Here is a 12,500-nt window from a genome sequence, read left to right as displayed (position 1 = left end):
GCCACGCCAATGAGTCAGACCGGTAGGATCAACTCGCTATTGCGTTTGACCTGTCCCACCGTCCAACTGGCGCCATAAGAGAACCCGAGCCTGAGGTCGTAGCGCTCCGGGCAGACGATCCAGGCTTGATGTTCGGTGTCGAACCAGGCGAAATCGCGCGCCGTCAGCTTGAAGCCAGAGGTGGCGTTGCCGCCCGCCTCGATTTTCAGATTGGCGATGATCGATGGTTAACCGATACCCCGAAACACTTCAGATCAGTGTATCCGGTGCGCCACATTCCAGAAACTGACCACGGCCACTTTCGGCATATAGCCGTTCGCCACGCACAACGGTTTTGCCCCGCGACAGGACGATCTCGGGCCAGCCCGTGATCGTGCGACCCTCGTAAGGCGTGTAGTCCACATTGTGATGCAAAAGCTCATTGCGGATTGTCACCTCGCGTTCGGCATCCCAGATCGCAATGTCGGCATCGGCGCCGACGGCAATCGTTCCCTTGCGCGGATAAAGCCCGTAAAGCCGCGCCGGATTGGTGGCGGTGAGGGCCACGAATTGATTGAGCGAAATCCGCCCCTTGCCCACCCCTTCCGAAAACAGCAGCGGCAGGCGGGTTTCGACACCGGGGATCCCGTTGGGGACATGGGTGAAACTGGCCCCGTCACCGCAAAGTTTCTTGCCGGTGGCGCTGTCGAACTTGAACGGCGCGTGATCCGAGGAGAACACCTGAAACGTGCCATTCGCCAGCCCGCGCCAGACGCTTTGCTGGCTGGCGCTATCGCGCGGCGGCGGCGAACAGATGTGCTTGGCGCCCTCGAAACCGTCGAGATCGAGATCGTCGGCGGTGAGCAGGATGTATTGCGGGCAGGTCTCGGCAAAGACCCTCAGCCCCTTGGCGCGGGCGGCGGCGATCTGGTCCATCGCCTCGCTGCCCGAGACATGCACCACCAGCATCGGTACATCGACGATCTCGGCCAGCGAGATGGCCCGGTGCGTCGCCTCGCGCTCGGCTATCGCGGGGCGCGCATCGGCATGAAAGCGTGGCGCGGTCTGGCCGGCCTGCTCCAGCGCCTCGGTCAGCCAGGCGATGGCGTCGGAATTTTCGGCATGGATCATGGTCAGCGCGCCTTCGCGCTTGGCCAGCGCCAGCACCTCGATGATCTGTCGGTCGTTCAGCTTGAGATCGTCATAGGTGGTGTAGATCTTGAACGAGGTGTAGCCCTCGCGGATCAAGGCCGGCAGTTCCTGCCCCAGCACCTGCGGCGTCGGGTCGGTGACAATCAGGTGGAAGGCATAGTCGATCACCGATTTGCCGTCGGCGCGCCGGTGGTAATCATCCACCGCCGCGCGCAGGGTCTGGCCCTTTTGCTGGCAGGCGAAGGGGATGACGGTGGTGGTTCCGCCAAAGGCGGCCGAGCGCGGCCCGCTGTCGAAATCGTCGGCCATGACGGAGCCGTCAGAGGACGGTTGATCGAAATGGCAATGCGCATCGACACCGCCGGGCAAGACGAGCTTGCCGGTTGCGTCGATCTCTTCAGACGCCGCGCCCAGTTCATGGCCCAGCGCCACGATGCGTCCGCCCCGAATGCCGATATCGGCGTCAAAGACGTCGGCGGCAGTGGCGATGCGTCCGCCGCGAATGACGAGGTCGAGTTCTGTGGTCATGGCCTGTCTGTCCTTGCGTCTGGCGCGGAACGGCGCGCGAGAAAATCTATGGTCTGGTCGCCCGATGCCAGAAGGTGCCCGCGCCAGATACGTCGGGCCCGGTCGGCATCGCGCGCGTCGAAAGCGGCCATCAGGTCGAGGTGCTCCTGCATTGCGGCGTTGCGCCGGGCGTCGCGGCCTAGGGCGATGAACCTCACCCGCTCGGCCTGTTGCGCCAGCCGGCTTCGCTGATCGCTCAGGATCGGGTTGCGGGCGAAATCGACGATGCGGTCGTGAATGCGCCGATTGACATCGAAATACCGGGTGCGATCCTTGCAACCGGCGAGGTGCTGCATGTTTGCATGAAGGTCGTGCAACTCGGCCAGTTCTTCGGCAGTCATGCGTTTGCAGGCCAGCTCCGCCGCCAATGCCTCGATTCCGGCGATGACTTCGAAAAGGGCGCGGGTCTGATCGACCGTCACCCGGCTGGCCGCGGCGCCGCGATTGGGGGTGAGATCGACCAGCCCCTCGGTGGCAAGCAGCTTCAGCGCTTCGCGCATCGGAGTGAGCGAAACGCCGATCTCTTCGGCCAGGGCGGTGACGGCCAGCCTTTCGCCCGGAGCGAGCGCGCCGGTAATGATCCGGTCGCGCAATGCCTCGGCCACCCGTTCGTGCAGGTGGGCGCGGCTGAGGCCGCCTTCGCCCCGCGGCACCTTGCGTTGGGCAAGGGTCATCATGTGCACTCCTCCTTTCAGGCGCAATCCTTATGCGCGATGCGCAGCGCCAGGGCCTTCGGCAGTCCGACCGAAGCCTTTGCGGCAGGCCGGGCGAAGCTGCCCTTTTGCGGGCCGACCGGCCGCAGCGCCGCCAGTGTGGCCGCGTGGCGCAGGGCGGCCTGGGCGCAATCGACCACCGGCACGGGGATGCGGTCGCGCACCATTGGCGCAAGGCCCGAAAGCGGCGCGCCGGCCAGCACGATCACATCGGCACCGTCCTGTTCGATCGCCTGCATGGCCAGGTCGACCAGCAGATCGGCCTTTTCGCATTGCACGTCCGAAATCGACCGGAAGGCACCGTTCAGCATGCGGATGCTGGCGCAGCGTCCGCCAAGCCCGTGCCAGTCGACGCATTCGCGATACCAAGGCCCCAGCGCCTGGGCGAAGGTGACGATCGAGAACCGCCCGCCCAGCATGCAGGCGGTCAGCATACCCGCCTCGGCCAGCCCAACCACGGGGATATCGAACAGCTCGCGCGCGGCGCCGATGCCGGGATCGCCGAAGGCGGCGACAATGGCGGCATCGTAGTCGGCATGGCGCTCGGACAGGATTTCCAGCACCGACATGCCACCCACGATTGCCTCGGTCCGTGTCGAGATATAGGGCACGCCCACCGCCGCGGTCACGCTGTCGAGCGTGGTATCCGGCGGCAGGACCGAGCGCGCAGCCTCGGACAGAAGCTCGGTCAGCGCCTCGGTGGTGTTGGGGTTGATCAGCAGTATTTTCATAATTTTCACTCGTCTTTCGATCAATAGCCAAGCGCGCGCGGCAGCCAGGTCACTATTCCGGGGAAGATCAGGCACAGGATCAGCACGGCGTATTGCACCGCCACATAGGGCCAGACATTGCGGATCAGCGCCGCCATCTTGACCCGCGTGATGCCGCTCATGACAAAGAGCACCACGCCCACCGGCGGTGTCATCATCCCGATCACCAGGTTGAATACGAAGAGGAAGCCGAAGAGCAGCGGGTCGATGCCGAAGGTCCCGGCCACCGGCGCAAAGAGCGGCACCAGCATGATGTAGGCGGCGTTCGATTCGATGAACATGCCGACGACGATCAGCAGGCTCATCACCAGCACCAGGAACACGGTCGGATTGTCGCTGACGCCTTGCAGGAACTCGGCCATCGCCGCAGGCACCATGTCGATGGTGAAAAGGAAGGTCACGCCGGCGGCAAAGGCAATCAGCGCGCCCACCATCGCGGCGCCGATGGCGGCCTGGAACAGCGCCGGCGCGAGGTCGGAGATCTTCAGCTCGCGCGTGACACAAAAGCCCACGATCACCGCATAGGCCACGGCGATGCCGGCACCCTCGGTGGGCGTGAAGACGCCGCCGACAATGCCACCGACGACCACGACGGGCATCGCCAGAACCGGCAGCGCGCGCCAGGCTTCGATCGCCGCCGTGCGAAACGAAAACGCGTCGCCGGTGAGCTTGAATCCGCGCTTCACGGAAAGCACGGAGGCCACCGTCATGAAGCCCAGCGTCAGAAGGATGCCCGGCACGACACCGGCCATGAACAGCCCGCCGACCGAAACGGCGGAGCCTGCCATCAGCGCATAGACGATCATCGCGTTCGACGGCGGAATGATCGCGCCGAGGTTGGCGGCCGAGGCCACGACGGCACTGGAATAGCCGTCGTCATAGGTCTTGCGCATCGCCGGAACGAGGGTGGAGCCAAGCGCAGAAGCCGAGGCCACCGCCGCGCCCGAGACCGCCGCAAGCATCATGCCGGCGACGATGGCGACATGCGCCAGCCCGCCGTGCACCCGGCCCACCAGAGCGTTGGCGAAATGGATCATGCGCTTCATGATCCCGGCACGCACCATCAACTCGCCGGCCAGCATGAAAAGCGGAATGGCCATAAGCGGGAAGCTGTCGACCGCGTGCATCATCCGCTGCGGCAGGACGCTGAGTTCGATCCCGCCCGCAAGAAGCCCGCCCAGCGAGGCCAGCCCGAGGGCAAAGGCCAGCGGCATGCCCAGAAGGGCGAGGGTGAAAAAGACAAGGATGACAACGATGGTCATGACGGATTCTCCGAAGGCCAGGTGTCGCGCCCGCCCCAGGCCAGCAGGCCGAGGTGCAGCACCGAATGTACCGCCGCAAGCAGCACGGCGATGTAATAGACCGCCGCCGTGACCGGCAGGGTCGGCATCATTTCTGGCCAGGTATAGGCCGTGACTTCCCAGGCGAACCGGAAGATCACCACCATCAGCACCGCCGCCAGCGCCGCCGCGACGCGAAACAGCGCCTCTTGCAGCCGTTCGGGCAATTTGACCACCAGCGCGTCGATGCCGACATGCACGCCGCGCCGGATACCGTGCGGAATGGCAAGGAACATCGCCCAGACAAAGGCCAGACGCGCCACCTCTTCCGACCAGTCGATGGCGCTGGCAAAGGCGTATCGGAACACAACCTGCGTTACCACCAGCCCGGCCATGACGGCCATGGCGCCGATCACCGCCCAGCCCGTTACCCGGTCCAGACGCGCGAGGATCCCGCGCGCCCGGGCCAGCGCCGGGCCTCCCTTGAGAGGTCCGGCAATCTGCGCCTCGGCGATCATTTCGCGGCGGCCTCGGCCAGCACGAGATCGATCAGCTCATCACCGATCCGCTCTTTCAGCGCGCCGATCACCGGCTGGCTGCGCGCGCGCAGGGCGGCTCGGGTCTCATCGCTGAGCGGGGTGAATGTCATGCCCGCCTTGACCAGCGCCTCGCGCGACGCGGTATCCTCGGCGGCGGCGGTGTCACGTTGCCAGGCGATCGCTTCCGCGGCGGCATCGCGCACCGCTTGCTGCTGATCCTCGGGCAGGCGCTCGAACTTGCGCTTGTTTGCGACCAGAGCGATGTAATCGAAGAAATGCCCGCTGTCCGAAAGATGGCCCTGCACCTCGTTGAAATTGCGCGAAGCGATGATCGAGAACGGGTTTTCCTGGCCGTCGAGTACGCCTTGTTGCAACGCCGAGTAGACCTCGGAAATTCCCATCGACACCGGGTTGGCGCCAATGGCGCGGAAGGTGGCGAGATGGGTCTCGTTCGGTTGCAGGCGAATTTTCAGGCCCTCGAAATCCTCGACCGAGGCAATCGGGCGGACGTCGTTGGTGACGTTGCGCGAGCCCAGTTCCATCCAGCCCAGTGCCACAAAGCCGCGTTCGGCCAGCTTGTCTTCCAGCATTTGGCCGGCCTTGCCGTCGATCACCCGAAAGGCAGTTTCGCGGTCGGGATAGGCGAAAGGCAACGACACGGCTTCAAGCTCGGGCACAGTGCGCGACAGGTAGGCCGAACCGATCCAGGTGCCGAAAACCACGCCAGACCGTACCTGGTCGACGTTTTCCTTGGCGCCGCCAAGCTGCATCGCTGGAAAGGTCTGGATCGCAAGCGCGCCGCCGGTCTTCTCGGCCACCGCGTCGGCAAAGCGTTCCATGGCAAGCGAGCTGGAATGTTCGACCGGGAAATTGCCCGCCAGCCTCAGGGTTTCGGCCAGCGCTGGCCCGGTGGCCGCGAGGGACAAGGCAGCGGCGCCAAACAATGCGAAAAGTGGTTTCATCAGGTCTCTCCCATCTGATTTTTTCGGCAGCCGACCGTCGCTCCCCGCGGTGTGACACTGCCATGACTGCAACGCGGCCTAGGGTGAATTCCCGCCCTCCCGAAATCAAGACGATTTTTTATAAAAAATTATAAATCAACTAACATTTTGTTTTTAACGTGTATTTTGAGCCCAAGATATCAATCATCCCCGCACTCTGTATGGAATTGTGGGTGGCGGCATGACGCATCCGTGCGCTCTTTCCCAACGTCAGATGCTGTGCGGCCGCACGGAAACCGCGGCCCCGAATCAACCCAGCTGCGGTGATCATGTCGGGACATGGCGGCACCGCCCCACGAATCATTCTCAAACTGCCCGAGAATTCATCAACCTGCCTACGTGAACGATTATTTCATTTGATTACCATAGATTACATCATTTTAAATTTTTTATTTGATCTTTGACTGCACCGGACCCACGATCAATCCATCCACACAAGGAGGGATCCGAATGAGTTCGACCTGCCGTATCGGCCTGCTCACGCCTTCATCCAACACCATCATGGAACCCCGGGTGAGCCAGATCCTGGCCGACACGCCGGGGACCACCGCACATTTCGCGCGGTTCCGGGTGGTGAAGATCGCCATGAGCGACGAGGCACTGGGGCAATTCAGCTTCGTGCCACAACTCGAAGCCGCCGAGCATCTGGCCGACGCGAAATGCGATGTCATCGCCTGGGGCGGCACATCGGGCGGCTGGCTCGGCGCCGACAACGACGCGGCGCTGGTCCGCGCGATCACCGAGCGCACCGGCGTGCCTGCGACCACCTCGACCCTGGCCACGCTCGACGCGTTCCGTGCCCTCGGGGTCAGCCGCTACGCCCTGGCCACGCCCTACCTCGACGAGGTGCAGGAGGCGATCGTCCGCAACTTTGCCGCGCTGGGCTTTACCTGCGCCGCCGAACGCCACCTTGGCGATCCCGGCAACTTCAGCTTCGCGACATATCCGGAAGAGCGGATCGCCGGCCTGATCCAGGAGGTCGCGACAGCCAAACCCGAAGCCATTGCCGTTTACTGCACCAACTTCGACGGCCCCCGCGTCGCCCCCGGCATCGAGCGCGACACCGGCATCGCGGTGCTCGACAGCATCGCCGTCACCCTCTGGCACGCCCTGCGCCTGGCCGGCCGCGATACCGCGGCGCTGGCGGATTGGGGCCGCATCTTCCGCTGCGCCCTCCCGGAACGCAGCGCAACCGCGCCGGTCACGGCGTAACCCAAGGGCCGCAAGGCCGACCAACAAGGAGAGCAAGAATGAAAACCATAATGACCCTCGCCGCCTCGGCGCTGATCGCCGCCACGGCGACGGCTCAGGCGGAGACCTACCAGCTCAAGGCGCTGGGCCAGCCGGTCGCCACCGGCCTGATCCAGAAGAACGTGGAACAGCCGTTCTTCGAGAACTTCGCCGAAAAGACCGGCATCGACGCCACGGTGGACTACAAGCCGCTCGACGTGACCGGCATCAAGGACACCGAACAACTGCGCATTCTCAAGGCCGGGCTGTTCGACATCGTGTCGCTGCGCATGAGCCAGGTGTCGCGCGACGAACCCACCATCCTGGGCCTCGACCTTGTGGGCCTGAACCCCGACTACGACACCGGCCGCAAGACCGTGGCGGCCTTCCAGGACAAGGTTGACGCGCAGCTGCAAGCCAAGTTCAACACCAAACTGCTGGGCGTCTGGCCCTTTGGCCCGCAGGTGCTGTTCTGTGAGCCCGAGATCGCGCAATTGTCTGATCTGAAGGGCAAGAAGGTGCGGGTTTATGACCAGAACCTGGCAAATTTCGTCTCTTCGGTCGGCGGAACGCCGGTGCCTATCGGCTTCCCCGATGTGCATCAATCGCTGGCCCGTGGCGTCGTGGATTGCGCCATCACCGGGCCGTCCTCGGCCAATTCCGCCGGCTGGCCGGAAGTCACCAACTACATGCTGCCGGTCGCCTTCCAGCTGGCGCTTAACGGCTATGGCATCAATCTCGACACCTGGAACAAGCTGTCGGAAGAAGATCAGGCCAAGCTGGAAGCCGGATTCGACACGCTGGTCGAGGATATCTGGACCTATTCCGAGGAACTCTTTGACGACGCGGTGCGCTGCAACATCGGTGAAGAGCCCTGCGAGACAGTCAAGAAATACGACCTGAAGCTGGTCGAGATCAGCGCTGCCGACAAGGACATCATCGGCAATGCGGTGACCGAGATCTCTTTCCCGACCTGGGCCGAGGTCTGTGACAAGCAGAATGCGTCCTGCTCGGCGGATTGGAAGGCGGCGATCGACGCTGCGCTGACCCAATGACGGATCAGACCACAGACGGGGCCATCGCGGCCCCGTCTTCCCCGCCTGTCGGAACGCTCGCCGGAGGGAACGTCATGGAACACTTCGCCGCCTTTGCCGCCCGCCTGTTCGGCGTCGCGCTGGTTGCGCTGTCGATTTTCGTCTCGATCGAGACCGTGGCGCGCAAGCTGTTCAACTTCTCCTTCGAAGGCGCCGACGAGTTGGGCGGCTACGTGCTAGCGATCGGCTCCAGCCTCGCCTTCGTGGTGGCGCTGGTCGACCGGGCGCATATTCGCATCGACGTGCTTCACGCGCGTTTTCCCAAGCGGTTGCAGGCGGTGATGGACTGGCTGTCGATTGTCTCGATTGCCGGGCTGGGGCTGTTCATCCTCTACGTGGGCCGGATCGTGATCGTCGATACGCTGGCCTATGGCTCGACCGCCCCCACGCCTTGGGCGACGCCGCTGATCTGGCCGCAGGCCGCCTGGTACGCCGCGCTCTGCCTGTTCGCATTGGCGTCAATCTACATGGCGGTGCGGGCAACGGTGCATGTCATCAACGGCCGGCTCGATCAGGTGACCGCGGAATTCCATCCGAAAGGCGCCATCGAGGAACTTCAGGAAGAAATGGAGGATCTGGGGCGCCGCTAGGCCGCCCCGATCCGGCAACAATCCGGGGCCGTGCGCGCCCCGTAGAAGGGAGTGAGAGACATGGGTGTGGGTGTTGTTTTCACGGGCTTTTTCGGGATGATGGGGCTGTTGCTCATGTCCTTCCCGATTGCCGTCATCATGGTGGTTCTGGGCGTCATCGGCGGGGTGCTTCTTTATGGCTGGCCGCTGCTGAATTCGATGGGGCCGGTGATCTGGGGAGTGCAGAACGAGAATATCCTGACCGCCGTGCCGCTGTTTATCCTGCTGGGTGAGTTGCTCTTGCGCAGCGGCATTGCCGACCGCATGTACGGCGCGTTGGCGATCTGGCTCAACCGGCTGCCGGGCGGGCTGCTGCATACCAATATCGGCTGTTGTTCGCTGTTTGCCGCCACCTCGGGCTCGTCGGTGGCGACAGCGGCGACAGTGGGCACGGTCGCGCTGCCCAACCTTAAGCGGCGCGGCTATGGTTCGCGCCAGGCGCTGGGGTCGTTGGCGGCGGGGGGCACGCTGGGCATCCTGATCCCACCCTCGGTCAACCTGCTGATCTACGGCTCTCTGGCCAATGAATCCATCGGGCAGCTCTTTATTGCCGGGATCATTCCGGGCATCGCGCTGACGCTTCTCTTCATGGTCTATATCGCGAGCGAGAGCTATTTCATTCCGGCGTCCGATGGCGAGGAAGAGGCCAGGGTGCCGCTGGCCATGAAACTGGCCGCGCTCAAGCATCTGGTGCCGCCGGCGATCATCTTCGCGGTGGTCATGGGCTCGATTTATTTCGGGATCGCCACGCCCACGGAATCCGCCGCGCTTGGCGTAGTGGTGGCGCTGGCCTTTGCCGCCCGCGAGGGCAAGCTGAGCCTTGAGTTCTTCGACAACTGCTTCCGCCAGACCGCCAAGACGACGGGCATGATCCTCCTGATCATCACCGCCGCCTTCATGCTGAATGTGACGCTGGCACTTGGCGGGATCGCGCAGACGATGACCGCTTGGGTCGCTTCTTTCGGTCTGGCGCCCTGGGCGTTGCTGATGGCGCTGATCGTCTTCTACCTGTTCCTCGGAATGTTCATGGACGTGCTGTCGATGCAGGTGCTGACCATCCCGGTGGCGCTGCCCATCGTGACGGCCGTCGGCATCGATCCGATCTGGTTCGGCATCTTCATCGTGCTGATGTGCGAGTTGGGCATGATCACCCCGCCGGTCGGTATGAACCTTTACGTCGTGCAGGGCGTGCGCACCGATGGCGGGCCGTTCCGTGACGTGGTGCTGGGGGCGATCCCCTATGCGTTGATCATGGTGCTGTTCACCATCCTGCTGATCTTCGTGCCGCAGATCGTGACCTGGCTGCCAGAAACGATGAGTGGGCGCTAGGGCGATGGCGGAGTTCTGGAGATGGACGGCGGCCGAGCTTTCGGCCGCCTATGGAGCGGGGCGCGCCGATCCGGTGGCGGTGATGGCGGAACTTCAGGCGCGGATTGCGGCGCTCAATCCGCAGATCAACGCCTATGTCGCGCTGTCCGACGACCTGGCCGCGCAGGCCGAGGCGTCGCGCAGGCGCTGGCAGGCGGGCCAGCCTCTGTCGGCCCTCGACGGTGTGCCGGTGGCGGTGAAGGACAACTTGCATGTGGCAGGTCTGAAGACCTGCTGGGGCGGGTGGACGTTCGACGCGGTGGCCGAGGCCGACGAATTGCCCGTGGCGCGGCTGCGCGCGGCGGGGGCGGTTATCGTCGGCAAGACCAACACGCCGGAGTTTGCCGTCGAAGGCTATACCGGCAATGCCCGCTTCGGCGTGACCCGCAACCCTTGGGATACGGCGCTGACCCCCGGCGGCTCGTCCGGCGGATCGGTGGCCGCTGTGGCGGCGGGGCTGGCGACACTGGCGATTGGCACCGATGGCGGCGGCTCGACCCGCCGACCCGCCGGGCATACCGGGCTTTACGGGCTGAAACCGTCGCTGGGCTGCATTCCGCGAGGCGGCGGGCTGCCACAAATCCTGATGGATTTCGAGGTTCTTGGCAGCTTTGCCCGCGACATCCGCGATCTCGAAATTCTGCATGGCGTTCTGGCCGGTTCGGATCGCGCCGACCCGGTGTCACGCTGTCAGGCAAAGTCCCGGCAGGACGACAGGCTGCGCATCCTTTCGGCGCCATTGCTCGAGGAACATCCCTGCGACCCCGAGATCCTTGCTGCCACCCGCGCGCTGGCCGGGCGGCTTGCGGATATGGGCCACGCGGTGATCGAAGGCCCCCTGCCCCTCGATCTCGACGAGGTGGCGGGCTTCTGGGGAAGGTTCGGGCAGGTGGGGCTGGCGCAACTGCGCGCGGCGGTGCCGGCGATGCCGGAAAAGGCGGCGCCGCAATACCTCGCCATGGCCGACGAGGGCAACGCGGTGCCCGCGCGCGATCTTTTTGCCGCCACGCAGGCGGTGCAGCGGCTCAGGGCCGAGACGTCGCGGCTCTTCGGCGATTGGGATGTCATCCTGATGCCCTGCGCGGCGGCCCAGCCCTGGCCCGCCGGAGAAAGCCATCCGTCGGTGATCGACGGACAAGCGGTGGGGCCGCGTGGCCATGCGATCTATACCGGCTGGGTCAATGCCGCAGGTCATCCCGGCCTTGCTGTGCCCGCCGGGTTTGACGGCAGGGGCCTGCCAATCGGGTGCCAGCTGATCGGGGATCTGGGGAGCGAGGCAGGGCTGATCGCCCTGGCCGCCGATCTGGCGGCGGAATGCGAGGGCTGGCGCTGGCCGGCCCTCGCCGAAACCTCAGCGCTGGATTTCGAGGTCGAGTGACACCGAACCGAGACCGTCGATCCGCCCCCGGACGGTGGTCTCGGCCTGCACGTAAGGCAGGCCATTCAGCGAGCCGGTGATCACCACCTGGCCGGGGCAAAGCCCGCCGCAGTGATCACCGATCATCGCCTCCAGCACCAGGAAGTTTTCAAAGGCATCGCCGCCCGGCACCTGCGCAGCGCCCTCCAGCAGAACGGTGTCCCCGGCTGTCAGAGCTGCCGTCACCTGCGCCACCGACATCCCCAGCCAATCCTTGACCGGCGAGCCGACGACCAGCCCGCCGTTGATCTGATTGTCGGCCAGTTTCAGCATCGGCGCGGCGCCCCCCGGCAGCCGGGTGCGCACGATCTCGATCACCGGCACCAGCGAGAGGCAATCGGCCATCGCCTGCCGCCGGTTCGCCGCCCCCTGCCCCGGCAGCGGCGCGTCGATGCGAAATCCGATCTCAAGCTCGATGCCGATCTGTTCGTAAGCCGGCACCGTCAGCACGGCAGGAGATGGCAGAATGTCCTTGGCGAAGATCGGCGCCATGATCCGATCAGCGCCGGGCTTGTTGGCAACCTTGAAGCCGCCGACCGGGCCCGTGGCACGAACAACTTCGCGTTGGATACCAAGAGCTTCTTTCATGCTGGGATCGGTCGTCGGCAGCTTCTCGGGGGATACGATCCCCCCTGCCTCGCGTGCCTCGATCAAGGCGGCCGCCAGCGCACTTGCCGTCACGTCTCCGGTTTCGATTTTCATTTGTTCTCTACTTTCATGTTGATATAGTTTACTTAATTTTAAATCCTGCACTTGCCCGC

At 64.5% G+C, this 12,500-nt stretch carries 13 protein-coding genes; 5 read left to right on the top strand and 8 right to left on the bottom strand.

Annotation, left to right across the window (positions count from 1 at the left end; all coding sequences use genetic code 11):
- Positions 1 to 14: 14 nt before the first annotated feature.
- Genes PVW49_RS23800 through PVW49_RS19500 form a run of 7 tightly spaced genes read right to left on the bottom strand, consistent with a single transcriptional unit; the run spans position 15 to position 5,962 of the window.
- Entirely contained in the window at positions 15 to 203 is a 189-nt protein-coding gene (locus PVW49_RS23800; RefSeq protein WP_350153848.1) for a fibronectin type III-like domain-contianing protein, read from the bottom strand.
- A gap of 46 nt (positions 204 to 249) precedes the next feature.
- A complete protein-coding gene (gene hydA / locus PVW49_RS19525; RefSeq protein WP_274591344.1) occupies positions 250 to 1,659 on the bottom strand; it encodes a dihydropyrimidinase in 1,410 nt (469 codons plus the stop codon).
- Complete coding sequence (locus PVW49_RS19520; protein WP_274591343.1) at positions 1,656 to 2,372, bottom strand: GntR family transcriptional regulator; 717 nt, start codon at positions 2,370 to 2,372, stop codon at positions 1,656 to 1,658. Before PVW49_RS19520 ends, hydA begins: the two co-directional genes overlap by 4 nt.
- A 17-nt stretch (positions 2,373 to 2,389) precedes the next feature.
- Positions 2,390 to 3,142 carry an aspartate/glutamate racemase family protein gene (locus PVW49_RS19515; RefSeq protein WP_074839371.1) on the bottom strand — a complete coding sequence of 251 codons (753 nt, stop codon included), beginning with the start codon at positions 3,140 to 3,142 and terminating at the stop codon, positions 2,390 to 2,392.
- A 20-nt stretch (positions 3,143 to 3,162) separates the two neighbouring features.
- Entirely contained in the window at positions 3,163 to 4,443 is a 1,281-nt protein-coding gene (locus PVW49_RS19510; protein WP_274591342.1) for a TRAP transporter large permease, read from the bottom strand.
- Positions 4,440 to 4,979, bottom strand: coding sequence for a TRAP transporter small permease (locus PVW49_RS19505; RefSeq protein ID WP_048534574.1), 540 nt, complete (start codon positions 4,977 to 4,979; stop codon positions 4,440 to 4,442). Before PVW49_RS19505 ends, PVW49_RS19510 begins: the two co-directional genes overlap by 4 nt.
- A complete protein-coding gene (locus PVW49_RS19500) occupies positions 4,976 to 5,962 on the bottom strand; it encodes a TRAP transporter substrate-binding protein (protein WP_048534573.1) in 987 nt (328 codons plus the stop codon). The genes PVW49_RS19505 and PVW49_RS19500 overlap by 4 nt, the downstream gene beginning before the upstream one ends.
- Before the next feature lie 489 nt (positions 5,963 to 6,451).
- Between PVW49_RS19500 and PVW49_RS19495 the strand changes: the two genes are divergently transcribed.
- From PVW49_RS19495 to PVW49_RS19475, 5 genes are all read left to right on the top strand, one after another.
- Complete coding sequence (locus PVW49_RS19495; RefSeq protein WP_274591341.1) at positions 6,452 to 7,213, top strand: maleate cis-trans isomerase family protein; 762 nt, start codon at positions 6,452 to 6,454, stop codon at positions 7,211 to 7,213.
- Positions 7,214 to 7,251: 38 nt separating this feature from the next.
- Positions 7,252 to 8,286 (top strand): TRAP transporter substrate-binding protein, encoded by a 1,035-nt coding sequence (locus tag PVW49_RS19490; RefSeq protein ID WP_048534571.1) that lies wholly within the window; start codon positions 7,252 to 7,254, stop codon positions 8,284 to 8,286.
- A 74-nt stretch (positions 8,287 to 8,360) separates the two neighbouring features.
- Entirely contained in the window at positions 8,361 to 8,915 is a 555-nt protein-coding gene (locus tag PVW49_RS19485) for a TRAP transporter small permease subunit (RefSeq protein ID WP_074839379.1), read from the top strand.
- Between the two features lie 60 nt (positions 8,916 to 8,975).
- Positions 8,976 to 10,283: a TRAP transporter large permease gene (locus PVW49_RS19480; protein WP_274591340.1), complete on the top strand. Its 1,308-nt coding sequence runs from the start codon at positions 8,976 to 8,978 to the stop codon at positions 10,281 to 10,283.
- A gap of 4 nt (positions 10,284 to 10,287) precedes the next feature.
- Complete coding sequence (locus PVW49_RS19475) at positions 10,288 to 11,700, top strand: amidase (RefSeq protein WP_274591339.1); 1,413 nt, start codon at positions 10,288 to 10,290, stop codon at positions 11,698 to 11,700.
- Here the strand turns inward: PVW49_RS19475 and PVW49_RS19470 are convergent.
- Positions 11,674 to 12,441 carry a 2-keto-4-pentenoate hydratase gene (locus PVW49_RS19470; protein WP_274591338.1) on the bottom strand — a complete coding sequence of 256 codons (768 nt, stop codon included), beginning with the start codon at positions 12,439 to 12,441 and terminating at the stop codon, positions 11,674 to 11,676. The two genes, PVW49_RS19475 and PVW49_RS19470, sit on opposite strands and share 27 nt — an antisense overlap.
- Positions 12,442 to 12,500: the final 59 nt, after the last annotated feature.

Source organism: Marinovum sp. PR37, from assembly GCF_028807375.1.
Taxonomy (GTDB): domain Bacteria; phylum Pseudomonadota; class Alphaproteobacteria; order Rhodobacterales; family Rhodobacteraceae; genus Marinovum; species Marinovum algicola.
This window is presented reverse-complemented; position numbering and strand designations above follow the sequence as displayed.